The organism is Vibrio rhizosphaerae (assembly GCF_024347095.1).
Lineage (GTDB): Bacteria > Pseudomonadota > Gammaproteobacteria > Enterobacterales > Vibrionaceae > Vibrio > Vibrio rhizosphaerae.
Map to the genome: position 1 here is coordinate 1167643 of NZ_AP024903.1, position 25199 is coordinate 1192841.

The window sequence follows — 25199 nt, forward strand, 5'->3', positions numbered from 1 at the left end:
GAGGTTGCCACTGCGGTTGTTGGTTCGGGAACCAGATGTTTGAGAGAATAGCATGTCGATAAAGTATGGGTTGATTGTCAGTTTAGGGGCGATCCTGAGTCTCTGGGGAAGTGCCGGATATGCGATGCAAAAGCATTATGTGGCAACACCTCAACAGTCAAAATGGGAAATGGTGTCCGATACGCCGCTTGAGTGCCGGCTTGTCCATCCAATCCCATCTTACGGTAATGCTGAGTTTTCTTCCCGGGCAAGTAAAAAGTTGAATCTCGATTTTGAACTGAAGATGCTGCGTCCGATGGGAGAAACCCGTAATGTGTCTTTGGTGTCGATGCCGCCGGCATGGCGTCCGGGAGACCGGGCAGAATCTGTTTCGCATTTGAAGTTTTTTAAACAGTTTGATGGCTATATCGGTGGTCAGTTAGCCTGGAATTTACTCAGTGAGCTGGAAAAGGGGCGAAATCCGACCTTCAGCTATGAGGAGTGGCAAGATCGGGATCGTTTAATTGAGGTCTCATTGTCTTCGGTGTTATTCCACAGCAAGTTCAATGATTTCAGTCTCTGTCTCAGTCGCTTGCTGCCGTACAGTTTTGAAGATATTTCGTTTACGATTTTGCATTATGACCGAGATAGTGTGCAGGTGAATAAAGCGTCACAGAAGCGTTTGGCGCAGATTGCTGAATATATTCGTTATAATCAGGATATTGACTTGGTGTTAGTTTCTACTTATACCGATGGCTCGCGTTCGAAGAATGAAAGTCAGAGTTTGTCTGAAAAACGTGCAGAAGTATTGCGTGACTATTTCAAATCGCTGGGACTCCCGGAAAACCGGATTCAGGTTGAAGGCTATGGGAAGCGTCGGGCGATTGCCAATGACATGACTCCGATTGGTAAAGAAAAGAACCGACGTGTTGTGATTTCTTTAGGCCGGACACAAGTGTGAGTTCTGTGTATCCCGGCATCTCTTGGTTGATATTACCGCCGAGATGAAAAATAAATTGTACAAAAACAGGCAGCCAATTGGCTGCCCGTTGAATGCTGGATTCGCTCGGCTGGGTGAGCTATATCCTGCGGGGGAATTATCCCTGAAGACCAGCTGTAGCTTGTTTATTCTGAATTAATTCCACCATGTAGCCATCCGGGTCTTTGATAAATGCAATATGGGTTGTGCCGCCTTTCACAGGACCGGGTTCTCGAGTGACATCTCCGCCAGCATCTTTGATGGCCTGACACGTCTGATAGATATCATCAACACCGATAGCAATATGGCCGTAGGCATTCCCTAAATCATATTCTTCAACGCCCCAGTTGTAGGTCAGTTCGATGACTGCTCCTTCTGATTCATCGCTGTAGCCGACAAACGCGAGTGTGTACTTGTATTCCGCATTTTCATTTTTACGGAGCAATTTCATTCCCATGATGTCGGTATAAAATTTGATCGAGCGCTCTAAATCTCCGACACGTAACATGGTGTGTAAAATTCGATTGTTAGACATTGCTTACTCCTGAAATGACTGGATATTATGTTTGAATGACTCACCGGATGATAAGTCGTTGCATCAGTTTAAAGAACATGGCAGATAAGCGCAAATGGCACTGATGGCATTGCTATGCCGGTCATGATGAGCACTCAGCATGCTGGTGAACAAGTGAATACATTGACTTACCGGAAGAGGAAACCGTCGAATTGTGGATCGTCGGCATCCGATAAATTAAATAAAGTCTGTTTGACGTGCTCAAGATGTTGCCACATTGCTTCTCTTGCGGCTTCTGGCGAACGTCTTTGTAGGGCAAACAGAATTTTCTCATGGTCTTCCAGCCAGGCACTTCGATAATTTTCATTGGTAATACGGACATGCAGTTGGCGCCACATCGGGCTTTCATCTCGCCGTTGCCAGAGATCCCGGACGATATCGCATAACACGCTATTTTGTGAGGCATGTGCAACAGCTAAATGAAACTGTTCATCACCATCATAATCGCCATGGCCGGTTTCCAGCTGCTTTCGTTCTATATCTAAGGCTTCACGAAGTTTCGAAAAATCATTCTTGGTCAGGTTCGTGGCTGCAAAACTGGCAATCTCGCTCTCAATGATCTGGCGGGCTTGTAACAGCTCAAATGGTCCGATATCCGAGCGTGTTTTGGGTTGGGATGCCGATGGATGTTGTTGGGATTGAATCGATAGGGCAATCACGTAAACCCCGGAGCCTTTGCGTACTTCTACCAATCCTTGCAGTTCAAGCATGATAATCGCTTCTCTGACTACGGAGCGACTGACCTGCATCTCTTCGGCAATGTCTCTTTCCGGCGGCAAACGATCACCGAGATTAAATTCCCCGGAAAGGATCCGTTGTTGCAGAATCAGGCCGATTTCCTGATAAAGACGTTTCGGGGGTGTCATCGAAGTGTTCATAAGTTTGTCTTGCTGGGGGATGTGGTCAGACATACTACCATTGACATCTTATAGGTCAATTGAGTGGTTAACCCATTTTATCAATTGTTATGATGTATTGACCCGGTATGTTTCTCTGAAATGGGGAGTTGCAATGATGATGGGATTTTGAACTCTCGGGGTTTGCCGGCGATATATTCACGATATCGGTTTTAATCTGCTGATGAACAAACTGACTTTAATAAATTCAGGCAGTCTGTTGACTACCTGAATTAGAACGATATGCCGAATTCATGATTATCAAAAATGATACTCTATACCGACATTACCAATAAAGGCGGTGTCTGAAATGTCTAATACATTTCCTCGACCTAAATAGAGAGAATCCCAAGAGCGATATTGATAATCGATACCGACTAATAAGAATAAATCAGGTCTCATTGGGTAAGATATTCCGCCGCCAATTCGGAAGCCAGTGATAGTCGCAGAACTCCGATCATAACCATTTACATCTATATTTCCATAACCTAAGCTACCTTTAATATAAGGAGATAGAGGATTATTCACGAAAAAATTTCTTTGGTAGCCCAGGCTGAAATAATTTAATGTATCACTTGTCGCATCATATGTCGGTTTATCAAATGATTCATGCTGATAAGAAAAGAACCACTTTCCTGCTTGGCCTTGCAGAATCCCCAGATTCAAACCCACTGATGAACTATTGTCGTCGATCTCTGTGTTGAGGTGATCGCTTTCAAGTTTAAATGTATTATGACTGACGGCATAATCGATACCCACCGATATTCCGGCTCCCTCAGCCCAAACAGTTGCTGGTAATAAGAGCGTCATTGCAAATAATAGTTTTTTCATACAACATTCACTTTATTTAATAATTAAAATTATTGCATACAAATTAATCATAGGAATTAAAATGGGTCATTAAATTGTATGGCGGGTGAATCATACATTTAATATGGTTGTTGTCAATAAAGTGTCATTGTATTTAATCGATATTGTCGTACCTGCCTATATATTTATCTCGTTAGTTTAATGATTGGATCCTAAAGTGTTAACAGTAGGATCCAATTGAGAACCGCGTTGACAAATCATACGTTTAAACCGTCGTTATTCTACTTTATCTTTAAACTCACACAGGTCTTCAATCATACAACTGCCACAGCGTGGTTTTCTGGCGACGCAGGTATAGCGACCATGCAGAATCAGCCAATGGTGCACATCGATTTTGAATTCCTTCGGCACAACTTTCAGCAACTTCTGCTCGACTTCGTCCACATTTTTCCCCGGGGCAAATTTGGTCCGGTTGGAAACACGAAAGATATGGGTATCAACGGCAATGGTTGGCCAGCCAAAAGCCGTGTTAAGGACCACATTCGCTGTTTTTCGTCCGACACCGGGCAGAGATTCGAGGGCATCTCGGTCTTCCGGTACTTCTCCTTGATATTTTTCGAGCAAAATTCGGCAGGTTTTAATCACGTTTTCAGCTTTGGAGTTAAACAGACCAATGGTTTTGATATAGTCTTTCAGTCCGTCAACGCCCAGTGCCAGAATCGCTTGCGGTGTATTGGCGACTGGATATAGCTTATCGGTCGCTTTATTGACGCTGACATCGGTCGCCTGCGCTGAAAGCAACACCGCAATCAGGAGTTCAAAGGGTGTGTTCCAATTCAGTTCAGTTTGTGGGTGAGGATTATTTTCCCGTAATCGTTCGAGAATCTCGATCCGCTTTTGCTTATTCATGACGCTGTTGCTTCCGGTTGAAATCAGTATGACTGAGGAGTCATGGTTATTATGCCGTAACTGTGGTTATTGGGTCACTTTTGTGACCCGGGCTCTCTCAATCTGTGGTTTGGTTTGTTTGGGCTGACGAGCCGCCAGATATTTATCTATACAGCTTTTGAGTGCAATCAAAAAACCAACACAGATAAATGCGCCCGGTGGGAGGAGTGCGAGCAAAAAGCTATTGTCCAGATGTAATACGTCAATTCGTAGCACCTTGGCCCATTCGCCCAATAAAAGGTCAGCACCGTCGAACAGTGTCCCGTTGCCAAGAAGCTCTCGAATGGCCCCTAAGACCACCAGTACGCTGGTCATGCCCGTTCCCATCCAGAACCCATCTAATGCGGAAGGTAGGACATCATTTTTAGATGCGAATGCTTCAGCGCGGCCGATAATAATACAGTTAGTGACGATCAGCGGAATAAAAATGCCTAATGATAAGTACAAACCAAAGGCAAATGCATTCATCAGCAGTTGTACACAGGTGACGAGTGCGGCGATGATCATCACGAAGACCGGAATCCGGACTTCTTTCGGTACATGGTTTCTGACCAGAGAAACGGTGACATTGGAACTGACCAGCACGACGAGGGTGGCAATACCCAGACCGAGGGCATTCGTGATGGTTGAAGAGACCGCAAGCAGCGGGCATAGCCCGAGCAACTGGACTAAGGCTGGGTTGTTATTCCACAAACCATTTTTCATCAATACCTTTGATTGACTCATGACTGGCCTCCATGACAATTGTAAGGTTGACGATAAAGCTGCTCTCGATTTTGATCAACAAATTCGGTGATTTTCTTGACAGCTTTCACCACCGCTCTGGGCGTGATAGTTGCGCCGGTGAACTGATCGAACTGCCCGCCATCTTTACGTACTTTCCACTGCCCTTCGTTTTCAGCCGTCACTTGTTGGCCGGTGAATGACAGAATCCAGTCACTGATACGGCGATCAATTCTATCTCCGAGCCCGGGCGTTTCATGGTGAACCAGAACGCGTGTTCCGGTAATGACCCCCTGATTATTTACCCCGACAATCAGTTTAATCGCACCGTTGTAGCCATCAGGTGCAATGGTTTCAATGGCCAGCCCCGTCGGAATATTATTTTGCTTGGCGATGTAAGCATGAAGGGGCGGTTGCTTGTTTAAATAGGGAATATCCACCACGGTACATGCCCCGGAAAGGACGTTGTCATGCGTCTGGGGTGGAACAACTTGTGCCAAGATTGTGAGGAGTTGCTGTTGCTCCTGCTGTTCAATTCTGTTTTGGGTGAAGTAATGGGTGATCGCAACCACGCCTGTTGATACACAGGCAAAAACTGCGAGGATCACGCCATTTTTTCGTATTGCAGTTAACATCGTGCCCCTCAGTGTCCGTAGGTTCTTGGTTGTGTGTAATAGTCGATCAACGGTACACACATATTGGCGAGAATGACAGCGAAAGCAATTCCGTCAGGATATCCCCCCCAGCTGCGAATAATAAAGATCATTACCCCGATGAATGCGCCATAGAACAAGCGGCCTCTGACCGTTGTTGAAGCCGTCACCGGATCAGTTGCGATGAAGAATGCTCCGAGCATGGTGGCACCGGAGAACAGATGAATCAGTGGTGATGTGGTTGTGGCGACCCCGGACAGTTGACACAGACTACTGATTACAATCAGGCCCGTGAGATAAGCAACCGGAATATGCCATTGAATCACGCGGGCCCGAATCAGCAACAGCCCCCCGAGCAGGTAAGCGGCGTTGACCCATTCCCAACCAATGCCGGCGATGGTACCGAACTGTTGATGGGTTAACACTTCAGCCACCGAATGACCGGTCCGAAAGCCGTTTTTGATGGCATCGAGCGGGGTTGCCATGGTGACGCCATCGACACTGAGCCGCAACTGTTGCAGGGATAGGCCATGGTCATTAAAGCCGCTAAAAATGACCGACAGTGCATCAGAGAATGAAGCGTTTTCTGCTGCCAGCGAGTGTGGGGGAAGCCAACTGGTCATCTGGACCGGAAAAGAGATTAATAGCACCACATAGCCAATCATTGCGGGATTAAATGGATTTTGTCCGAGGCCTCCATAGAGTTGTTTGGCAATGACAATGGCAAAAATTAAGCCGATGACTGTAATCCACCATGGTGCTAACGGGGGAATCGCAACGGCGAGCAACCAAGCGGTCACGACAGCACTATAATCTCTGAGAGCTGTAACCGGGGAGCGCTGACGGATTTTCATGATCACACTTTCCAGCCCGACGGCGACGGCGATACCGAAAATGAGCTGAATGAGTGTGCCCCAGCCAAAGAAATAGATTTGGGCGATGAGACCGGGACAAGCGGCAATCGCAACCCACTTCATCAAGTCTGAAGTGCTGCGTTTTTGATGCGTATGCGGAGAACTTGCAATAAAGAATGCCACGACTATTTTTCCTCCGTCTCAGACGACGATGATGATGATTGTTGGGCCTGTTGCTGCGCTTTTCTGGCTTTGGCACGGGCCACTGCGGCAGCAACCGCGGCCTTTTTGGGATCCTGTGGCGCGGTGTCCGGCGCTTCAACTGCGGACTGAGCGGCAGCGGACGAGGTGTCATCTGCGTCCGGTGCGGATTGCGACTGGGCCTGTTGCTGGGCTTTTCTGGCTTTGGCACGGGCCACTGCGGCAGCGACCGCGGCCTTTTTGGGATCCTGCGGCGCGGTATCCGGCGCTTCAACTGCGGGCTGAGCGGCAGCGGACGAGGTGTCATCTGCATCCGGTGCGGATTGCGACTGGGCCTGTTGCTGGGCTTTTCTGGCTTTGGCGCGGGCCACTGCGGCAGCGACGGCGGCTTTTTGGGGATCCTGCGGCGCGGTATCCGGCGCTTCAACTGCGGGCTGAGCGGCAGCGGACGAGGTGTCATCTGCGTCCGGTGCGGATTGCGACTGGGCCTGTTGCTGGGCTTTTCTGGCTTTGGCACGGGCCACTGCCGCAGCGACGGCTGCCTTCTGTGAGCCGCCGCTGTCTTGATCCGTATCCGGGGTGAGGCTGGCTTCTTTTTCTGCTTTACGGGCTCTGGCCTGCTGCTTGCGCGCCTCGCGTAGTTGCATCATTTCACGATTATCCGGCTCATCGGCTCCGGATTGACGAGCCGCTTCTTGTTTCGCTTTTGCTCTGGCAATGGCTGCCGCAACCGCTGGCTTAGCCTCGGATTGCGTCGGTGTATTTTTAGCCTTCACCCGTTCAATGGCTGCAGCGACTGCATCTTGTCCGCCATTTTCCTGAACCATTGCCTGACGACGGTTATCCGCAGCTTGTTTGAAGCGGTTTTCTCTTTCTTGCTTCTCCCGCTCCATCCGGGCTTTTTTCTCTTCAAAGCGGATTCTGGCCCGTTCGGCAGCCTCAGATTCTTGTCTGCGTGTGCGGATCTCAGCCTTGGCCTGCCGATAATACTGGACGAGTGGAATCTCACTCGGGCAGACATAAGCACATGCGCCACATTCGATGCAGTCTTTTAGGTTGAGCGTTTCGCACTTGTCATATTCTTCGGCTTTTGCATGCCATTGGAGCTGCTGAGGCAGCAGAGATGCCGGACAAACCTCTGCACACTGACCACAGCGGATACAGGCAATTTCTTGCTGAATCGGTGTAATTTCTTTGCGGGTCGGTGCAAGAATACAGTTGGTGGTTTTGGTGAGCGGTACATCGGCATGCGGGAGCGTAAAGCCCATCATGGGGCCGCCCATAATCAGACGAGGCAGGCGCTTATCAGGATGATAATGATAGGTTTCCAACAGATGGCGGATGGGGGTGCCTATCAATGCCCAAACATTTCGGGGTTGTTCAAATGTGGCTCCTGTCAGCGTCACGAGTCGTTGAATCAGGGGCTCTCCGTGAATAATGGCGCGTTGAATCGCATAAACCGAACCAATATTTTGTACCATCAGCCCGATATCGGCTGGCAGTTTATCTGCCGGGACTTCAAGATTGGTCAGTATCTTAATGAGCTGTTTTTCACCCCCGGAAGGATATTTGGTCGGGATGACCCGAATCACAATACTTTTGCCGATTGCTGCGGTTTCCAGGGCGTGAATTGCTTCTGGTTTATTGTCTTCGATACCAATAATAATCAGCTTCGGGGATAAAATGTGCGCAAGGATCTCTATGCCCTGAATAATCTCCCGCGCATAATGCTGCATCAGCACATCATCCGCGGTGATATAGGGTTCACATTCCGCGGCATTAATGATCAATATTTCCGTGCGGGCCAGTCCGGAAAGTATTTTTTTTGCCGTCGGAAAACCGGCGCCTCCCATTCCAGAGATACCGGCCTGACGAATCATATCGATCAAAGCTTCCGGGGCATGCAAATGGTAATCAGGACAGGCGGGGTGTTGGTTCCATGTGTCTTGACCATCCGGCTGGATGATAACTGCCAGTTCCGGTAAACCGGAAGGATGAGCGGTTGTTCGCGGTTCAATCGCGGTGATGGTACCGGAAGTCGGCGCGTGAACGGGCAGATGAAACACGGACGTCGACTGAGTCAGTGGTTGCCCTTTTAAGACAGAATCACCGACGGACACCAGTAAATCGCCCGGTTTACCGATATGCTGTTTCAGTGGCAGGACCAATTCTGCCGGAAGTGTTGCAGCGGCTGGTGGCATTTGATTGGATTGATGTTTATTTTCCGGCGGATGGACACCTCCCGGGAAATCCCATAACCGGCCTGATTTAATTTGTTCGATTAATGACAGCATATCAGTCTCTAGTTGTGATTATGGTTAGATAAGGAAGCGTTTTCAGGTGTCTTTGTTTCGGTCACATTGACGACTGGAATTGCATTCATTTGCCATTTCCATGTTTCAGGGGTCGGCTGAACCGGGATCATTTCAATACAATCGGTCGGGCAGGGGGCTACACAAAGATCGCAGCCGGTGCACTCGTCTTTAATCACGGTGTGGAGTGCTTTGGTCCCCCCGACAATCGCATCTACCGGACAGGCCTGAATACATTTGGTACAGCCGATACACATATCTTCATGAATAAAAGCCACTCGCTTGACTGCATCACTCAAATCGTGAGCCGGCTCAGGGACATCCACACCCATCAAGTCAGCCAGCTTTTCGATAGTGGCTTGTCCTCCCGGCGGACATTTATTGATTTCATCGCCGTTGGCGATCGCTTCTGCGTAAGGTCGACAGCCCGGATATCCGCATTGACCGCATTGGGTTTGCGGTAGAATCGAGTCAATTTGATCAACGATCGGATCGCTTTCCACTTTAAAGCGAATCGATGCATAGCCGAGAATTGCACCAAAAATTGCAGCAAGCATAGCCAGTGCAATGATGGCAATAAGAATGACATTCATTACAGTTTAACCAGTCCAGTAAAGCCCATGAAAGCAAGCGACATCAGTCCTGCGGTAATCATTGCGATGGACGCTCCTTTAAATGGTGTCGGGACATCAGAGACATTGATTCGCTCACGCATCGAGGCAAACAGAATCAAGACCAGAGAAAAGCCGACCGCAGCACCGAATCCATAAATGACCGATTCGATAAAGTTATGATTTTCGTTGATGTTGAGTAAAGCAACGCCCAGTACCGCACAGTTCGTCGTAATTAAGGGTAAAAAGATACCTAACAGACGATAAAGTGTCGGACTGGTTTTATGGACAACCAGCTCCGTGAACTGCACGACCACAGCAATTACCAGAATAAAACTCATCGTGCGCAGGTAATCAATTCCCAGCGGTGTGAGAATATAACTTTCGACCAGATAAGAACAAACCGATGCCAGCGTCAACACAAAGGTCGTTGCCAAGCCCATGCCGATTGCGGTTTCCAGTTTTTTCGACACGCCCATAAATGGGCATAGGCCCAAAAACTTAACCAATACAAAGTTATTTACCAGAACCGTGCCGATGAGCAACAAAAGGTATTCGGTCATAATTTGCCGCTTGTGATTTTAATGATCCTCCTATTATCCAGTTTTATATAGGGAATAACAACCAAGGAAGTCTATGGTTTTTCGGCACCCGGCCTGTTGGTCATTACGTCGTACTGTTCATGAAGGGGGTTGTTTCCGAAACTGGTGTTCAGATGGGATTGGTCTGATAGAGAGAAATCATGCCCAGATCAGGGCGATTTACCGGGTGATACTGCGCCGGGTAACGTGAGATAAGACAAGATGACGACAGTTCAGATTGAGACGTCATGTCTCTCACTGAACTGTCGTTTGGGGGTTATACGATTTTGGGCTGACCGTCAGATGCGGTGGCACCGCCGTCTACCGGCAGATTCACGCCATTAATAAATGAGGCGTCGTCGCTCGCCAGAAAAGTAACCACCGAGGCAATTTCTTCCGGTTCCGCAGCACGGCCTAACGCAATTCGTTCATTGAATTTATCGCGAATATCCTGTGCCCAGCCATTGGTCATATTGGTTTTCACTAAACTCGGGCAGACTGCATTGATGCGCACCCCGTCAGCACCATGATCCAGTGCCATCGCCCGGGTCAGATTCACGACGGCACCTTTGCTGGCGCAGTAAAATGCTGCACCCCAGTCACCGCCTAAACCGGAAACAGAGGCGGTATTCACCATGCAGCCTTTGGTTTTCAGCAATTCGGGCAAGGCAAATTTGGCACAATAGACCACACCGTCAATATTGACTGAAGAAATCTTTTTCCAGTCATCAACGCTGCCTTCAATCACTGACCCCGGCACGTGCACACCGGCATTGTTCACCAGAATATCCAATTTTCCGAAACGGGCGACGACGTTGGCAATCAACGCTTCTACTTTGTCCGGGTCGGACACATCAATGGTATGCGCAGAAACGCGCTGTTTATCAAAGCCTTCAATCGCTTTTGCAAGTTGTTCTTCGTTCCAGTCCGCCAGAGCAATGTTTACCCCTTCTGCGTAGAGTCTTTTGGCGATAGCCAGACCAATACCATTGGCGGCACCGGTGACCAAAGCAACTTTATTGTTTAAGCCTCTCATACGAGTTCTCCTTCAAGGTTTTGAATAAAAACGGGATCCTGATTTTTTGCTGTGCGTGGCAGCATCAGTTTATAGTTATCGCTGTAATCGACAGGGATGGCGACGACCGACGGGCCTTCAAAGTCCATCGCCTTTTTCAGGGTATCCGCCAGTTCATATTGGCTGGTAACCGCAAACCCTTTGGCTCCGAATGATTCGGCATAGGCCTTGAAATCAATCGGACCAAATTTCACGCCAGAGAAGCGCTGATATTTTTTTACTTCCTGCATTTCAACCATATTGTAGGCGTTGTCGACCCATACAATGTGCATAATATTGCATTTTAGTCTGACTGCGGTTTCCAGCTCCATGCTCGACTGCATGAAGCCGCCGTCTCCGGATACGGAAACGACTTTACTGCCGGGTTTTAACAGGCTGGCACCAATTGCCCATGGCAGTGCGACGCCCATGGTCTGTTGTCCGTTGGACACCAGCATCTGACGGGCGCGAAAACAGCCCAGATACCGGGCAATCCAGATGTGGAAACTGCCCATGTCGAGACAGAGTGTGGTGTCCGGCGCAATGATCGATTGCATGGCTTTGATCAGTGTCAGAGGGTGGAAGCCCTGCTGACTGTATATATTGGGATAAGTTCTGATGATCTGGCGTTGATGAGACACCTCTTCTAAGACGGACATCGCCATCGGGGAGAGACGGGAATAGTCCGGGATACGATGACTCATCTGATCCAATGACTGGGCAATGTCGCCGATGATTTCTACGCATGGCTGATAATTGAGCTGATACTCGGCCGGTTCAATGTCAAGATGAATGACCGGACAGCGTTGACTGTTCCATAACTCAGGATCGTATTCGATCGGACTAAACCCGATGGTGAGGATCAAATCGGCATCGCGCAGCAGGACGTCACCGGGCTGATTGTTGAACAAACCGACCCGACCGGCAAAGTTATGATAATAGTTGACATCAACGGTTCCCGCAGCCTGATAGGTGCCGACAACCGGGAGATGCGTTTTTTGCAGAAAACGAGCAATCGCGGCTGCGTTTTCACTCCGGCTGGCATGCAAGCCGAGCAAAACGACACCGCGCTGAGCGGCACCGATTCTGTTCACGGCTTCTTCAATCGCCGTGATGTCTGCACAACCGGGTTGAATGCGCCCGGCAGGAACGATGATGTCAGTCTGAGTCTGTTCGGCCAAAACATCCTGAGGCAGGCTGAGAAAACAAGCTCCCGGGCGGCCTGACTCGGCAATGCGAAATGCGTTAGCCAGGATTTCACTGGCCGCATCAACATGTTGGACTTCAGCACTGAACTTCGTAATCGAACGAAAAATGCTGACGGTATCCATACTTTGGTGGGTTTGTTTCTGTTGGTCCGCGCGTTTGACGGCACCGCCAATGGCAATCAACGGGTCGCCCTCTGAATTGGCGGTGGCAACACCGGTGACTAAGTTACCACAGCCGGGGCCGGAGGTTGCCAGCGTGACACCAGCCTTGCCGGTGAGTCGACCGACGACACCCGCCATAAAGGCACCGTTGGCTTCATGACGAACCGGAATCATCTGAATACGGGTGTCTTCAATCGCATCAAATAATCGGTCAATTTTGGCGCCGGGAATCCCGAAGATATAGCGGATACCAAGGGATTCCAGTTGTTGAGCAATCAGCTGTGCGCCGTTTCTGTTTGAAGGTTTGGATTGCATGGTTTTGTCCTTATTATTTTGCCTGACATTGTTATTTTTCCGCCTTATCGATGGCGGTACGAATATCTTCCGGGGCCAGATTGGCGTCGAGGAACTCCGCAGACACCGGTGTATCGATGACTAGGCGTGATACTTTGCCAATCTGGAGGAATCCGGATGAAATCCGGTAATCCTGAATGTGACCGCCGCCTTGGCGGTCATCGGTAATGAAATGTTCGTGGTAGCCGGGAACATTGATACCTGTGGTGTATTTGGGGCTGCGAAATCCAGCGATGACGCCATGTTTTTGGGTAAAACGGAATGTGGGTTGCTCTTTGACAACCTCAAGCATTGGCCGGTAAGGCCGGTTTTGTTTGGGCACCGTACGGGTGCGGACAAAATCGAAGACCCCATCCATGCGTATTGCACAGAATATATTGTCACTTGGAATCAGGTCATCGATCAGTTGATGAACGGCTTCGCGGGACATTCGTGATGTCAGGGGAAGCTCGATATTTGCTTTGAAAAATGTCATTACTGCAAAAGGCGTTCTTTGTGCCATATCAGCCGGATTGGCTGAACCATCGGACTTGAGTTGGAAAACGTTTTTATCAAATGCAATGAGTTCTCCATCCAGTTGGTTGAATGTTCCCAAACCAAAATCGCCATGTTTCAGTAACTGTTCTACGGTTGTCGAGCCTTCGTAAACGCCGGCAATCAGGGCGCTCATCAACGAAGTCTGAAAAATTTCACCATCACTGGTTACGTGATGATATTCAGCAAATTCTTTCGCGATATCGAGTGAACAGTCACAGTGAGGGTTATAGAATTCGCGCATGAGTTAATCCAGTTGTGCAATCAAGTGTATATTTAGATTGACTTCTTTACCGTACTAAATCCAATATAAAAAAGATTTATTTTGATATGGAAAAAATATGGAATTCCGTTACCTCAAGTATTTTGTTGCTGTTGCTCAGACGCGTCATTTTACAAGGGCGGCTGAACAGCTTGGGATTGCTCAGCCCCCACTGAGTCAGCAGATTAAAAAGCTGGAGCATGAACTGGGCATCGACCTGTTTAAGCGTTTATCCCGAGGGGTGGAACTGACGCAGGCCGGGGAAGTGTTTTACGCTGATGCGGTGAATATTCTCTCTGATGTGGAACGGGCAAAAGCGAAAGTCAGGCAGATTGCCCGGGGTGAAAATACAGAAGTCAAAATTGGTTTTGCCACATCAACATCAACCTGCATTCCGGTGCTGGAAAAAATGGGCCGCCTTCAGAGTGAGGGGATTTATCTGAAGACCGCCGAGCTCCCGATGTCGGAGCTGGCGGCTCAGTTGACAAACAAACAGCTCGATATTGCGATTATGCGCTTACCTTGTTACGCCAGTGAGTCGTTTGAACGCCGGTTGTTGTTTGATGATCCGTTTGTGGCCGTGATCCCGACCCATCATGCATTAGCAAAGTTTAAGCAGATCCAGATGAAGCAGCTCCGGGATCAAAAAGTGTTACTGTTTCCTCGGGAAACCGGCCCGGCCTTGTTTGATGGTATGAATGCACTTTTTTCGGATGCCGGGATCCGGCTTGAACCCCATTTTGCTGCGCCGCAACTGCGTACGACGATTGCGATGGCGCAGGCCGGACTGGGCATTGCGATCGTGCCGTATTCACTGGCAGAGCATCTGGATAATGCCGCCGCCGTGGTTGCGAGTATTGCGGATATAAAATTAACTAGCCGGATCGTTGTCGCTTGGGAAGCATCTAATCTTAATAAACAAGTGCTCAAGGTGGTGACTCAGATCAGCCAGCCAGATGAGAGATGATCAGAAAGCGGGCAAGAGGGATGTGCTGCCGGTGATTTGACAGTCCGAGATTCAGAGACAAAAAAAGACGCCATAAGGCGTCTTTTTTATGAATTTGGCTCCCCCTGCGGGACTCGAACCTGCGACATACGGATTAACAGTCCGCCGTTCTACCAACTGAACTAAGGGGGAATTGTAAAAACGGGTGGGATGGTACTTATCCTGACTGAATGTGTCAATGTCTGTACCGCAAAAAAAGTTCAGAAAACAGCAGAAAAAATACTTTACTTTTTTGTAGCCCTTGCGGCTCTAAGGCTTTATTTACTTATCCACCAAAATTGTGGATAAGTGTGTTAATGAAACTTGATTAAATCTAAAACTGTATTTTTATTGGGTGAATTCTCGTGAGAATTTAGGTTGTTTTTGAGTTTATCTTACTGTAATTAATGTATTTTTTGGTTTATTCACAGCATTTATAAATGTAATGAGAATGATAATCAAATGTATGAAATGTTAATTTATGGGCCAAGATTGGGGAAAACTAGTGGATTATTTTTTTAGCAAAAAGATAGGATTTCGTGCGAGGGTAGGCAATATATCAAAACATTTTTCGGATAGCCAGATCATTTTAGAATAGTGTGATTCGTTTTGTAAAATAACTGCTTGCTACTTCGTCGAAAAGACAGCGACAATAAGTCATATTTCTTTCCACATACCGATTATCTACAGTGGAAGGTACAGGTCATGACTCAATAAGATGATGCAGAGGGAAAGATGAGTAAAGCATTTGAACTGGTTTCTGCGTATCAACCTTCCGGGGATCAGCCGGCAGCGATTCAGCAATTATTAGAAGGGTTGGATGCCGGTCTGGCGCATCAAACCTTGCTTGGTGTGACGGGCTCGGGAAAAACATTCACATTGGCGAATGTGATTGCGCAGGCGCAGCGTCCGACGATTGTTCTGGCACCCAATAAAACACTGGCTGCTCAGTTGTTTGGTGAGATGAAAGCGTTTTTCCCTCACAATGCGGTCGAGTATTTCGTCTCTTATTATGACTATTACCAACCGGAAGCCTATGTACCGACAACCGACACATTTATTGAGAAAGATGCATCTGTAAACGCCCATATTGAACAAATGCGGCTATCCGCCACCAAGGCATTACTGGAAAGGAAAGATGCGATCATTGTGGCTTCGGTTTCAGCGATCTATGGTCTGGGTGATCCGGACTCCTATTTAAAAATGATGCTTCATTTACGTCGGGGAGACGTGGTGGATCAGCGGGCGATGCTCAGACGCTTAGCTGAATTACAGTATTCACGGAATGACGTTGGGTTTGAGCGGGGTCAGTTCCGGGTACGTGGTGAAGTGATCGATATTTTCCCGGCAGAATCGGAAAGTGAAGCGGTGCGAGTAGAGATGTTTGATGATGAAATTGAACAAATCAGCTTGTTTGACCCACTGACCGGGGCTGTTATCCAAAAGGATTTGCCCCGTTATACCGTGTATCCGAAAACCCACTATGTCACACCAAGAGAGCGGATTCTTGATGCGATTGAACAGATTAAAGCCGAGCTGAAAACCCGTCAGGCCTATTTTATTGAGCATAATAAACTGCTGGAAGAACAACGCATTTCCCAACGTACGCAATTTGATATCGAAATGATGAATGAGCTGGGGTTCTGCTCAGGCATTGAAAACTACTCTCGCTATCTGAGTGGCAGAAATGAAGGCGAGCCGCCGCCGACCTTATTCGATTATTTACCTCACGATGGCATTCTTATTATTGATGAATCGCATGTCACGGTGCCGCAAATCGGTGCGATGTATAAGGGAGACCGATCCAGAAAAGAGACGTTGGTTGAATTTGGTTTTCGGTTACCTTCGGCTTTAGATAACCGGCCGTTGAAATTTGATGAGTTTGAGGCGTTAGCCCCACAGACGATTTTTGTCTCTGCTACGCCCAGTGCTTACGAAGTGGATAAATCTGGCGGAGAGATTGCAGAACAGGTGGTTCGCCCCACCGGATTGTTGGATCCGGAACTGGAAATCCGCCCGGTTGCCACGCAGGTGGATGATTTATTATCTGAAATACGACTGCGCAGTGCTCAAAATGAACGGGTGCTGGTCACGACTTTAACCAAGCGGATGGCTGAAGATTTAACCGAATATCTGCAGGAACATCACGTCCGAGTGCGTTATCTGCATTCCGATATTGATACGGTGGAGCGGGTCGAGATTATTCGTGACCTTCGTTTGGGTGAATTTGATGTGCTGGTGGGAATTAACTTGTTGCGGGAAGGGCTCGATATGCCAGAGGTGTCTCTGGTGGCAATTCTCGACGCAGATAAAGAAGGATTCTTACGTTCTGAACGCTCTTTGATCCAAACCATCGGGCGTGCTGCCCGAAATCTGCGCGGTAAAGCGATTCTGTATGCTGATCGGGTTACCGGTTCTATGCAGCGAGCGATCGATGAGACTCATCGCCGTCGTGAAAAACAGCAGCGTTATAACGAAGAGATGGGCGTTGAGCCGCAGGCATTGCGGAAAGATGTCAAAGATATTCTGGAAATCGGGGATATCACTAAATCGAGACAAAAACGTAAAGCACCACAGCGGGCATTGTCTCAAGTGGCTGAGCCGGATGCTGAATATGGTTCGCTCACCCCGCAACAGCTTGAAAAAGAGATTAGTAAGCTGGAATCACAAATGTATCAGTACGCGCAGAATCTTGAATTTGAACAGGCAGCGCAAAAACGGGATGAAATCGAGAAACTTCGCGAACAATTTATCATCAACAGCTAAACTGACAGTAGAGATAAAAAAATAGCCAATAGAAACTACTCTATTGGCCGTCAGAATGTGAATAACTTTATTCACTAACAACGTCAGTTGGCTAGGTGACCCATGAGGGTCAAACATACTAAAAGCATATACTGTGCCAACTATAAACTGGCAAAATGCTCGTTTTGAGAGGTTGTTTCAGAGTTTTTTGAAAAAATATTTGCAATATGCAATTCTCAATGCGAACATTGTGCAAAATGCAATTTAAGTTGGCTAAGTTATGCAATCTGAACAGTTACCCCAAAAAAGTAGATATCTGCTGATGGTTGAAGATACAGCATCGGTTGCCGTGTTGTATCGGACCTACCTTGAACCTCTCGATATTGACATCAACATTGTTGGTACGGGGAGAGAGGCATTAGAGAGTCTTGAAAAAAGAGAACCTGATCTGATTCTGCTCGATTTACGTCTTCCAGATATGACCGGGATGGATGTTTTGCATGAGGTGAAACGGAAATACCCGGATGTTCCTGTCATTTTCATGACTGCTCATGGTTCAATTGATACCGCTGTCGAAGCCATGCGTTATGGTGCTCAGGATTTTTTAATTAAACCATGCGAAGCTGACCGATTACGAGTTACGGTCAATAATGCGATTCGTAAAGCTTCGAAGATTAAGAGTGATTCCGATGACCCGCGCAGCCAAAACTATCAGGGATTCATCGGCAGTAGTCAAACCATGCAGGCGGTTTATCGAACGATCGACTCTGCGGCAGCAAGTAAAGCCAGTATCTTTATTACCGGAGAAAGCGGTACCGGGAAAGAGGTGTGTGCTGAAGCGATTCATGAAGCGAGTCGGCGAGGTGACAAACCTTTTATTGCTATTAACTGTGCTGCGATCCCGAAAGATCTGATTGAAAGTGAATTGTTCGGCCATGTCAAAGGCGCTTTTACCGGCGCAGCAACAGACCGGCAGGGTGCTGCTGAGCTTGCCGATGGCGGGACACTATTTCTGGATGAGCTGTGTGAGATGGATTTGGATTTACAGACAAAATTGTTGCGGTTTATCCAAACTGGCACATTCCAGAAAGTCGGTTCATCGAAAATGAAAAGTGTGGATGTCCGCTTTGTGTGTGCGACCAACCGCGATCCGTGGAAAGAAGTTCAGGAAGGTCGCTTTCGGGAAGATTTGTACTATCGTTTATATGTGATTCCACTTCACCTACCGCCACTGCGGGAACGTGGTGACGATGTCATCGAAATTGCTTACTCTTTGCTCGGTTATATGTCCAAAGAAGAAGAGAAAGATTTTGTCCGCCTTGCTGCTGAAGTCGTAGAACGGTTCAGACAGTACGAATGGCCGGGGAATGTCCGCCAGTTGCAGAATGTTTTGCGCAATGTCGTGGTCTTGAATCAAGGCAAAGAAATCACACTGAGTATGTTACCACCGCCACTGAATCAACCGAAAGAAAGTTATCTGCGTTTGGTTCAGCCGATGATGGAAGAAAGGAAACCTTCAGTGCATGAAATATTTCCTTTATGGATGACGGAAAAAATGGCAATCGAAAATGCGATTGATGCCTGTGAAGGAAATATTCCGAAAGCCGCGGGTTATCTCGAGGTGAGTCCTTCGACCATTTACCGTAAATTACAATCTTGGAATGCAGAAGAGAACGCATAGATATGAGTGAAATCATGAATCAACAAACGATTTCGTCACTATCAAAAGAAATAGGAGAGGAAAATATTCCTGTGCTACTGGATATTTTCCTCGGTGAATTAGAAAACTATCAGGCGACGTTATCGGAAAGTGAAGGCTCTGCACAGCATGAGCTTTTGAAAGAGATCAGCCATGCACTCAAAAGCAGTGCTGCGAGTTTTGGTGCGGATCGCTTATGTGCCATGGCGATTGATATTGATACGAGGGGGAAACAAGGGTTGCTGCTCAATACCAAACAGGAGACACAAAGCCTGATCAAACAGCTCCGCGAAACCTATACCTCTTATGTGGATTTCAACCTCGAGGATATAAAATCACCATGAGCAATGATGGGGAGATACCTCATCATTGCGTTCACCTGATTTTATGCATTTTCATACAGCTCGTTGATGAGCTGCTCTTCAATCACCTGTCTGAGTTTTTCCCGCTCGTGACGCCAGCCTTTATCCGGAGAAGCCATATTCCGGGTAATGATTCGACAATCGCTGGGCGGGACTTCCGGCGCTGTTTCACATAACACCAAATCAACCCGTCGTCCGCCACAGGCTCGCTGACACCAAATCAGTTTGCGATTGAGATCCATTTTCTGAGCCGGACCATATTCCGGGGCGAGGTTGTCAATATACATGAGCACAGCCCGCTGATTTTTCGCGATGGCTTTCCCCAATTCAGGGAGTAACAGCGGTGGCATAATACTGGTCAAAAAGCTCCCCGGCCCCAGCAAAATTGCATCGGCGTGAGTAATGGCTTCAATCGCTTCATGCGTTGCCGGTACTTGCGGGGAAAGCTCTAGCCGGATGAGTTCTTCGGTCATTTCATCGACATTGGTTTCTCCAGTGACAACGTTACCATCAATCGCATGAGCGGTGAGATCGGCCGGATGTTCTGACATCGGCAGAATGTTGATCGATACATTCAGCAGGGTGCGAATCAAATTAATCGCTTCAAGTGGCCGGACGGACAGATTCCCCAACGCAGTTAACATCAGATTCCCCAGATTATGCCCGTCAAGTTCACCTTGTCCCCGGAACCGATACTCGAACATCATTGAGGCGGTCGAGGGTTCGGTAATCAACTGATTGATGCAATTACGCATGTCCCCCCAGGCGATACCTCCCTGACAGTGACGAATCCGACCTGTTGACCCGCCATTGTCCGTGGTCGCAACAATACCCGTTGCATTGGGGCCAAAATCACCAATGGCAGCCAAAACTCGCCCGAGTCCGTGTCCTCCGCCAATCGCAACAATTTTTTTCTCTTGATAAAGTTTTTTCTGATAAGTATGCATGGTGGTCATTATTGAGAAATTAATCGCGGTTAAGAGTAGTTGAATTTTTTGATCCAGAATACTTCTTCTGTGAAAATTTGGCTGGGATACTCAATTTTTTTGATAAGAAAGTAGGATCTATTCAAAAAAATTTGTAAACTGAAAAACATGTTAATTGTGATGACACATGTCTCATAGTTGCCATAGCTCCGAGTTTGACGGGCTAAGTTTCGGATGGAATAGGCTTGTTAAACCTGTGGTCGATGTTGATGACCCGAGGGTGGGATTGGAAATGATCTTGCCTCCCGTGTTTGGAAAGGTGTTGCATGGCTCAATTTGAAGATAACTTTCAGCGTAAATTCTACTATTTACGTCTGTCGCTGACGGACGTATGCAATTTTAAATGTACCTACTGTTTACCGGACGGATATCAGACCGAGGCTCAGCGGCCTCAGTTTTTATCGCTGCCGGAAATTCAGCGGGTGGTCACTGCATTCGCCCGTTGCGGGACTTCTAAAGTTCGTCTAACGGGTGGTGAGCCGACGCTACGTCGGGATTTCTCCGATATTATCCATCTCGTTTCCTCAACCCCCGGCATTGAACAAGTCGCCATGACCACCAATGGGTTTCGTCTGGCCAAATCAGCCGCGGAGTGGCGTCAGGCCGGACTGACGAATATCAATGTCAGTGTGGATAGCCTCGATCCGCGAATATTCCATCAGATCACCGGTGAGAATAAATATCGACAAGTGATGGATGGGATTGAACAAGCTTTAGCCGTTGGTTTTAAGCAAATCAAGGTCAATGTGGTTCTTCTGAAGGGATTGAATGACCGTCAGTTACCGGCGTTCCTCAATTGGATCCGTGACTTGCCCATCCAGCTCCGCTTTATTGAGTTGATGCAGACCGGAACCATGGATGCGTTTTTCGACCGGCATCATGTTTCGGGACAGGCTGTTTATCAGCAACTACTCGGCGAAGGATGGATCCCAAAGGTTCGTGCTTGCCATGATGGTCCCGCCAAAGTGCTGTCGCATCCCGACTATCAGGGAGAACTGGGATTCATCATGCCTTATGAAAAGAACTTTTGTGCGAGCTGCAATCGCCTGCGTATCTCCGCGAAAGGGAAGTTACACCTGTGTCTGTTTGGTGAATCCGGGGTGGAATTGCGTGATTTACTCCAGCAAGATGAACAGCAGGCAGCGCTAATAGAGCGGATTCAGCAAGCTTTGGGTGAGAAGGCTGTCAGCCATTTTCTGCATGACGGAGACCCGGGGATGACACCTCACTTAGCATCGATTGGTGGTTAGCCCGTTTTTTCAGTCACTCGTCAATTCATCCAAGCGAATTGAGCAGAGAGCAAGATATTTCATGGATGTCACCTGAACTCACGTGTAATGAAAGTGACGAATATGGCGCATCAGAATGAACCATGTCGATAATCAATGATCAAAATAGGTAAAATTTTTATGGGACATGCACAAACTGAATTCAGACCGGCAAACATTGCGGTTTTAACTGTTTCTGATACGAGAACAGAAGAAAATGATACATCCGGCGGTTACCTAGCCGAACAACTTCAGCAAGTCGGGCATCAGCTCGTCGATAAACGGATTGTGATTGATGATCGCTATAAAATTCGGGCGATTGTTTCACAGTGGATTGCTGATGAAGAGGTGCAGGTTGTTTTGATTACCGGGGGAACCGGCTTTACTGAACGGGATAGTACCCCCGAAGCATTGATTCCTCTGTTTGATAAACAAGTCGAAGGATTTGGTGAATTATTCCGCATGGTCTCTTATGAAGAGATTGGCACTTCGACGATTCAGTCGCGGGCCATTGCCGGTTTTGCCAACCATACGGTCATTTTTGCCATGCCCGGATCAACGGGTGCCTGTAAGACTGCATGGACAAAAATTATTTGTCAGCAGTTGGATGCATCGCACCGTCCTTGTAATTTTATGCCGCATTTATAAGTCGAATCGGAGCCAAACATGAGTCAACTCACCCATATTAATGCCGCCGGTGAAGCCAATATGGTGGATGTTTCCGAAAAAGCGGATTCGGTGCGTGAAGCCCGGGCCGAAGCATTGGTTTACATGGCGGAAGAGACATTGCAATTAATCCTTTCCGGTCAGCATCATAAAGGGGATGTGTTTGCCACAGCGCGGATTGCCGGGATTCAAGCCGCGAAACGTACTTGGGAGCTGATCCCGCTGTGTCATCATTTGTTGTTATCGAAAGTAGAAGTTCGTTTGGAAGCCATCGAGGCTGAATCGTGTGTCAGAATCGAATCTTTATGTCGGTTGAGGGGGAAAACCGGGGTTGAAATGGAAGCATTGATGGCTGCATCTGTGGCAGCACTGACGGTTTACGATATGTGCAAAGCCGTCCAGAAAGATATGGTGATTGGCCCGGTTCGATTACTGGAGAAATCAGGCGGGAAGTCTGGCCATTTTAAGGTGCAAGCATGATTAAAGTTCTATTTTTTGCTCAAACACGAGAACTCACCGGACAGGCGGAACTTGAATTATCTCCTGCCTTTGCAACGCTTGATGCGCTGAGGCGCGATCTGGCGCAGCGCTCCGAAAAGTGGGCGTTGGCAATGGATGCGGATCGCTTGTTGGCTGCGGTGAATCAAACTATCGTGTCGATGGATACGGCGATTCATGACGGTGATGAAATTGCATTTTTTCCACCGGTAACCGGAGGTTGATCGTTGATATGAAATACGCCGTAGCTGTTCAACAGGATGATTTTTGTGTTGAAGATGAATATCAGGCACTGTCTGAGGGAGAAGATGCCGGGGCGGTGGTGACCTTTGTCGGGAAAGTCCGGGATATGAATCTGGGTAGTCAGGTCACCGGGCTACACCTCGAACACTATCCGGGAATGACGGAAAAAGCATTGCATACGATCTGTGAGCAAGCACTACAACGCTGGCCTTTGCTTGCCGTCCGAGTGATTCATCGCATCGGTGATTTGGCGATTGGTGCGCAGATTGTTTTTGTCGGAGTGAGTAGTCACCATCGGGATGCCGCCTTTGCTGCTTGTGCTTTTATCATGGATACCTTGAAGACTCAGGCTCCTTTCTGGAAGAAAGAGACAACCGAACATGGGGATCGCTGGCTTGATAGCCGGGAATCCGATCAATTGGCTGCTGAAAAATGGCAATAATGTCTCATTATGTTGGTGACTCTCCTCAGGTACACGGCATTTTATCGGTCTCTGGATATTTTTTGTTTCACTGTTAACAGTGATGAATGAAATTGAGTGATTCTATTTAGCAATTAGCTGAAATTAGTCAACACTTACCCTAAAGGCCAGATGAAAGGCTTGAAGGAGAGAACGATGGAATCACTCAAAGTTAGACATTATATGACACAGCATTCGATTACTTTTAAAGCTGATATGTCGTTATCTGCCGCATTGGAAAGAGTCATTGAGTTTAATGATTTTTTTAGTGGACCGGTGATCGATGATCATGGCAGAGTGATTGGCTTTCTGTCGGAGCATGATCTACTCGATAAGCTGGTGAAAGTCAGCTATTTCTGTCAAGACTCGCATACGGTGGGTGACTGTATGACACAAATCGTCGACACCATCAGCCCAGACTTGCCGATTATCGAATTAGCGGATTATATGCGTGATGGCCGATCAACTTATCCTGTTGTTGAAGACGGTCGGTTAGTCGGCGTGATTAACCGGCGTGCAGTGCTCAAAGCGATTAATAAAAACCTACATAGTTGCTTTAAACGTCAGGTCTGAATTTAGTCGTTCGGATAGCACTCACTTGCGTTTCATAAGCCTCGAAATGTCATTTCGCAGGCTTTTTTTGGGGCTTTTGATGAAGTGTGTCACATATTAATGAAATATGATGTTATATAGATTCTCTATGTGTGATCTATGTTGACACTTATGGGCTTAATCTTGGTTAAAGTGCTCGTAGCATTTCATGATACTGAAGTTTGAGTATTTCAACCAAGATTACAATGAAGGAGACAATCATGTCAGATCAAGTTTTTCATCTCGGTGTCACGCAAGCAGATCTGAATGGTGCGACACTGGCGATATTGCCCGGTGACCCTGAACGCGTGAAGAAAATTGCTGATCAGATGGACTCCCCAGAGTTTTTGGCGAGTCATCGCGAATTTACGTTATATCGGGCAAAAGTTGATGGGAAGCCTGTCATTGTTTGTTCAACGGGTATTGGCGGTCCATCAACGTCAATTGCCGTTGAGGAATTAGCTCAGTTAGGGGTTCGCAGTTTCTTACGTGTTGGAACCACCGGGGCCATTCAGCCCAATATTCAGATTGGAGATATCATCGTGACGACTGCGGCGGTCCGGTTAGATGGGGCAAGCTTGCATTTTGCACCCATGGAATTTCCGGCGGTGTCTGATTTTGCCGCAATGACAGCACTGAAACAGGCTGCCGATGACGAAGGCATTCCGGTTCATACGGGGATTACCGCTTCAAGTGACACCTTCTATCCGGGGCAAGAGCGTTATGATACGTATTCGGGACGAGTTACGCGTCGTTTTCAAGGCTCTGTTGAAGAGTGGCAGTCAATGGGCGTGCTGAACTTTGAGATGGAATCCGCCACGTTGTTTACCATGTGTGCCAGTGCCGGTTTACAGGCAGGCTGTGTCGGCGGGGTGATTATCAACCGGACACTCAAAGAGATCCCGGATCATGCCGTTGTGAAAGAAGTCGAAGCAAAATCCATCCGCGTAGTCGTCAAAGCTGCAGCACTTTTGCTGGCTTAATCCTCACCTAAACATTCT

General features: G+C 47.7%; 26 protein-coding genes, 1 tRNA gene and 1 riboswitch. Of the genes, 12 read left to right on the forward strand and 15 right to left on the reverse strand.

The window, feature by feature from the left end:
• Positions 1 to 52: 52 nt before the first annotated feature.
• A complete protein-coding gene (gene motY / locus OCV37_RS05025) occupies positions 53 to 940 on the forward strand; it encodes a flagellar protein MotY (protein ID WP_038181894.1) in 888 nt (295 codons plus the stop codon).
• Positions 941 to 1076: 136 nt separating this feature from the next.
• On the opposite strand, the gene gloA is transcribed toward motY, so the two are convergent.
• From gloA to budA, 13 genes are all read right to left on the reverse strand, one after another.
• A complete protein-coding gene (gene gloA, locus OCV37_RS05030) occupies positions 1077 to 1493 on the reverse strand; it encodes a lactoylglutathione lyase (protein ID WP_038181891.1) in 417 nt (138 codons plus the stop codon).
• A 167-nt stretch (positions 1494 to 1660) separates the two neighbouring features.
• Entirely contained in the window at positions 1661 to 2410 is a 750-nt protein-coding gene (locus tag OCV37_RS05035; RefSeq protein WP_038181888.1) for an FCD domain-containing protein, read from the reverse strand.
• Positions 2411 to 2689: 279 nt separating this feature from the next.
• On the reverse strand, positions 2690 to 3259 hold the full coding sequence (locus OCV37_RS05040; protein ID WP_038181886.1) for an outer membrane protein: 570 nt from the start codon (positions 3257 to 3259) through the stop codon (positions 2690 to 2692).
• Positions 3260 to 3514: 255 nt separating this feature from the next.
• Positions 3515 to 4147, reverse strand: coding sequence for an endonuclease III (nth, locus tag OCV37_RS05045; RefSeq protein ID WP_038181885.1), 633 nt, complete (start codon positions 4145 to 4147; stop codon positions 3515 to 3517).
• 66 nt (positions 4148 to 4213) lie between these two features.
• Complete coding sequence (locus OCV37_RS05050) at positions 4214 to 4912, reverse strand: electron transport complex subunit E (RefSeq protein WP_038181881.1); 699 nt, start codon at positions 4910 to 4912, stop codon at positions 4214 to 4216.
• Positions 4909 to 5544: an electron transport complex subunit RsxG gene (gene rsxG, locus OCV37_RS05055; RefSeq protein WP_038181879.1), complete on the reverse strand. Its 636-nt coding sequence runs from the start codon at positions 5542 to 5544 to the stop codon at positions 4909 to 4911. The genes OCV37_RS05050 and rsxG overlap by 4 nt, the downstream gene beginning before the upstream one ends.
• Before the next feature lie 8 nt (positions 5545 to 5552).
• The gene (gene rsxD / locus OCV37_RS05060) at positions 5553 to 6599 is read right to left on the reverse strand and encodes an electron transport complex subunit RsxD (protein ID WP_038181876.1); all 1047 of its coding nucleotides are present in this window, start codon (positions 6597 to 6599) and stop codon (positions 5553 to 5555) included.
• A gap of 2 nt (positions 6600 to 6601) precedes the next feature.
• Positions 6602 to 8911, reverse strand: coding sequence for an electron transport complex subunit RsxC (gene rsxC, locus OCV37_RS05065; RefSeq protein ID WP_261888123.1), 2310 nt, complete (start codon positions 8909 to 8911; stop codon positions 6602 to 6604).
• Between the two features lie 8 nt (positions 8912 to 8919).
• On the reverse strand, positions 8920 to 9522 hold the full coding sequence (gene rsxB, locus OCV37_RS05070; protein WP_038181870.1) for an electron transport complex subunit RsxB: 603 nt from the start codon (positions 9520 to 9522) through the stop codon (positions 8920 to 8922).
• The gene (gene rsxA, locus OCV37_RS05075) at positions 9522 to 10103 is read right to left on the reverse strand and encodes an electron transport complex subunit RsxA (protein ID WP_038181867.1); all 582 of its coding nucleotides are present in this window, start codon (positions 10101 to 10103) and stop codon (positions 9522 to 9524) included. Before rsxA ends, rsxB begins: the two co-directional genes overlap by 1 nt.
• Positions 10104 to 10398: 295 nt before the next feature.
• Positions 10399 to 11157: an SDR family NAD(P)-dependent oxidoreductase gene (locus OCV37_RS05080; protein WP_038181863.1), complete on the reverse strand. Its 759-nt coding sequence runs from the start codon at positions 11155 to 11157 to the stop codon at positions 10399 to 10401.
• Positions 11154 to 12860, reverse strand: coding sequence for an acetolactate synthase AlsS (gene alsS / locus OCV37_RS05085; protein ID WP_038181860.1), 1707 nt, complete (start codon positions 12858 to 12860; stop codon positions 11154 to 11156). The genes OCV37_RS05080 and alsS overlap by 4 nt, the downstream gene beginning before the upstream one ends.
• Positions 12861 to 12891: 31 nt before the next feature.
• Entirely contained in the window at positions 12892 to 13677 is a 786-nt protein-coding gene (gene budA, locus OCV37_RS05090; RefSeq protein ID WP_038181858.1) for an acetolactate decarboxylase, read from the reverse strand.
• A 97-nt stretch (positions 13678 to 13774) separates the two neighbouring features.
• Between budA and OCV37_RS05095 the strand changes: the two genes are divergently transcribed.
• Entirely contained in the window at positions 13775 to 14662 is an 888-nt protein-coding gene (locus OCV37_RS05095; protein ID WP_038181856.1) for a LysR family transcriptional regulator, read from the forward strand.
• A gap of 95 nt (positions 14663 to 14757) precedes the next feature.
• On the opposite strand, the gene OCV37_RS05100 is transcribed toward OCV37_RS05095, so the two are convergent.
• Positions 14758 to 14833, reverse strand: a tRNA-Asn gene (locus tag OCV37_RS05100).
• A 582-nt stretch (positions 14834 to 15415) separates the two neighbouring features.
• On the opposite strand from OCV37_RS05100, the gene uvrB reads away from it, so the two are divergent.
• The 3 genes from uvrB (at position 15416) to luxU (ending at position 19468) form a co-directional block, all read left to right on the forward strand.
• The gene (gene uvrB, locus OCV37_RS05105) at positions 15416 to 17446 is read left to right on the forward strand and encodes an excinuclease ABC subunit UvrB (RefSeq protein ID WP_038181854.1); all 2031 of its coding nucleotides are present in this window, start codon (positions 15416 to 15418) and stop codon (positions 17444 to 17446) included.
• Between the two features lie 259 nt (positions 17447 to 17705).
• Positions 17706 to 19106, forward strand: a complete 1401-nt coding sequence (gene luxO, locus OCV37_RS05110; protein ID WP_261888124.1) for a quorum-sensing sigma-54 dependent transcriptional regulator LuxO — start codon at positions 17706 to 17708, stop codon at positions 19104 to 19106.
• Positions 19107 to 19108: 2 nt separating this feature from the next.
• Complete coding sequence (luxU, locus tag OCV37_RS05115) at positions 19109 to 19468, forward strand: quorum-sensing phosphorelay protein LuxU (RefSeq protein WP_038181846.1); 360 nt, start codon at positions 19109 to 19111, stop codon at positions 19466 to 19468.
• 41 nt (positions 19469 to 19509) lie between these two features.
• Here the strand turns inward: luxU and yvcK are convergent, their stop codons facing one another.
• Positions 19510 to 20433: a uridine diphosphate-N-acetylglucosamine-binding protein YvcK gene (gene yvcK / locus OCV37_RS05120; protein ID WP_038181843.1), complete on the reverse strand. Its 924-nt coding sequence runs from the start codon at positions 20431 to 20433 to the stop codon at positions 19510 to 19512.
• Positions 20434 to 20607: 174 nt separating this feature from the next.
• Positions 20608 to 20750, forward strand: a riboswitch (molybdenum cofactor riboswitch).
• Here yvcK and moaA point away from each other — a divergent pair.
• From moaA to udp, 7 genes are all read left to right on the forward strand, one after another.
• Positions 20739 to 21722, forward strand: a complete 984-nt coding sequence (gene moaA / locus OCV37_RS05125) for a GTP 3',8-cyclase MoaA (RefSeq protein WP_038181841.1) — start codon at positions 20739 to 20741, stop codon at positions 21720 to 21722. (Overlaps the previous riboswitch by 12 nt.)
• A 159-nt stretch (positions 21723 to 21881) precedes the next feature.
• Positions 21882 to 22388, forward strand: a complete 507-nt coding sequence (moaB, locus tag OCV37_RS05130; RefSeq protein ID WP_038182693.1) for a molybdenum cofactor biosynthesis protein B — start codon at positions 21882 to 21884, stop codon at positions 22386 to 22388.
• A gap of 18 nt (positions 22389 to 22406) precedes the next feature.
• Entirely contained in the window at positions 22407 to 22886 is a 480-nt protein-coding gene (moaC, locus tag OCV37_RS05135) for a cyclic pyranopterin monophosphate synthase MoaC (protein WP_038181838.1), read from the forward strand.
• Complete coding sequence (gene moaD / locus OCV37_RS05140) at positions 22883 to 23128, forward strand: molybdopterin synthase sulfur carrier subunit (protein WP_038181835.1); 246 nt, start codon at positions 22883 to 22885, stop codon at positions 23126 to 23128. The genes moaC and moaD overlap by 4 nt, the downstream gene beginning before the upstream one ends.
• An 8-nt stretch (positions 23129 to 23136) precedes the next feature.
• Positions 23137 to 23589 (forward strand): molybdopterin synthase catalytic subunit MoaE, encoded by a 453-nt coding sequence (gene moaE / locus OCV37_RS05145; protein ID WP_038181834.1) that lies wholly within the window; start codon positions 23137 to 23139, stop codon positions 23587 to 23589.
• Between the two features lie 174 nt (positions 23590 to 23763).
• Entirely contained in the window at positions 23764 to 24180 is a 417-nt protein-coding gene (locus tag OCV37_RS05150; RefSeq protein ID WP_038181831.1) for a CBS domain-containing protein, read from the forward strand.
• 239 nt (positions 24181 to 24419) lie between these two features.
• A complete protein-coding gene (gene udp, locus OCV37_RS05155; protein WP_038181828.1) occupies positions 24420 to 25181 on the forward strand; it encodes a uridine phosphorylase in 762 nt (253 codons plus the stop codon).
• Positions 25182 to 25199 lie beyond the last annotated feature (18 nt).

Excerpts from the sequence above, each read along its gene's own strand:
- motY (WP_038181894.1), top strand. The coding sequence starts at position 53 with ATGTCGATAAAGTATGGGTTGATTGTCAGTTTAGGGGCGATCCTGAGT.
- gloA (WP_038181891.1), bottom strand. The coding sequence starts at position 1,493 with ATGTCTAACAATCGAATTTTACACACCATGTTACGTGTCGGAGATTTA.
- OCV37_RS05035 (WP_038181888.1), bottom strand. The coding sequence starts at position 2,410 with ATGAACACTTCGATGACACCCCCGAAACGTCTTTATCAGGAAATCGGC.
- OCV37_RS05040 (WP_038181886.1), bottom strand. The coding sequence starts at position 3,259 with ATGAAAAAACTATTATTTGCAATGACGCTCTTATTACCAGCAACTGTT.
- nth (WP_038181885.1), bottom strand. The coding sequence starts at position 4,147 with ATGAATAAGCAAAAGCGGATCGAGATTCTCGAACGATTACGGGAAAAT.
- OCV37_RS05050 (WP_038181881.1), bottom strand. The coding sequence starts at position 4,912 with ATGAGTCAATCAAAGGTATTGATGAAAAATGGTTTGTGGAATAACAAC.
- rsxG (WP_038181879.1), bottom strand. The coding sequence starts at position 5,544 with ATGTTAACTGCAATACGAAAAAATGGCGTGATCCTCGCAGTTTTTGCC.
- rsxC (WP_261888123.1), bottom strand. The coding sequence starts at position 8,911 with ATGCTGTCATTAATCGAACAAATTAAATCAGGCCGGTTATGGGATTTC.
- rsxB (WP_038181870.1), bottom strand. The coding sequence starts at position 9,522 with ATGAATGTCATTCTTATTGCCATCATTGCACTGGCTATGCTTGCTGCA.
- rsxA (WP_038181867.1), bottom strand. The coding sequence starts at position 10,103 with ATGACCGAATACCTTTTGTTGCTCATCGGCACGGTTCTGGTAAATAAC.
- OCV37_RS05080 (WP_038181863.1), bottom strand. The coding sequence starts at position 11,157 with ATGAGAGGCTTAAACAATAAAGTTGCTTTGGTCACCGGTGCCGCCAAT.
- alsS (WP_038181860.1), bottom strand. The coding sequence starts at position 12,860 with ATGCAATCCAAACCTTCAAACAGAAACGGCGCACAGCTGATTGCTCAA.
- budA (WP_038181858.1), bottom strand. The coding sequence starts at position 13,677 with ATGCGCGAATTCTATAACCCTCACTGTGACTGTTCACTCGATATCGCG.
- OCV37_RS05095 (WP_038181856.1), top strand. The coding sequence starts at position 13,775 with ATGGAATTCCGTTACCTCAAGTATTTTGTTGCTGTTGCTCAGACGCGT.
- uvrB (WP_038181854.1), top strand. The coding sequence starts at position 15,416 with ATGAGTAAAGCATTTGAACTGGTTTCTGCGTATCAACCTTCCGGGGAT.
- luxO (WP_261888124.1), top strand. The coding sequence starts at position 17,706 with ATGCAATCTGAACAGTTACCCCAAAAAAGTAGATATCTGCTGATGGTT.
- luxU (WP_038181846.1), top strand. The coding sequence starts at position 19,109 with ATGAGTGAAATCATGAATCAACAAACGATTTCGTCACTATCAAAAGAA.
- yvcK (WP_038181843.1), bottom strand. The coding sequence starts at position 20,433 with ATGCATACTTATCAGAAAAAACTTTATCAAGAGAAAAAAATTGTTGCG.
- moaA (WP_038181841.1), top strand. The coding sequence starts at position 20,739 with ATGGCTCAATTTGAAGATAACTTTCAGCGTAAATTCTACTATTTACGT.
- moaB (WP_038182693.1), top strand. The coding sequence starts at position 21,882 with ATGGGACATGCACAAACTGAATTCAGACCGGCAAACATTGCGGTTTTA.
- moaC (WP_038181838.1), top strand. The coding sequence starts at position 22,407 with ATGAGTCAACTCACCCATATTAATGCCGCCGGTGAAGCCAATATGGTG.
- moaD (WP_038181835.1), top strand. The coding sequence starts at position 22,883 with ATGATTAAAGTTCTATTTTTTGCTCAAACACGAGAACTCACCGGACAG.
- moaE (WP_038181834.1), top strand. The coding sequence starts at position 23,137 with ATGAAATACGCCGTAGCTGTTCAACAGGATGATTTTTGTGTTGAAGAT.
- OCV37_RS05150 (WP_038181831.1), top strand. The coding sequence starts at position 23,764 with ATGGAATCACTCAAAGTTAGACATTATATGACACAGCATTCGATTACT.
- udp (WP_038181828.1), top strand. The coding sequence starts at position 24,420 with ATGTCAGATCAAGTTTTTCATCTCGGTGTCACGCAAGCAGATCTGAAT.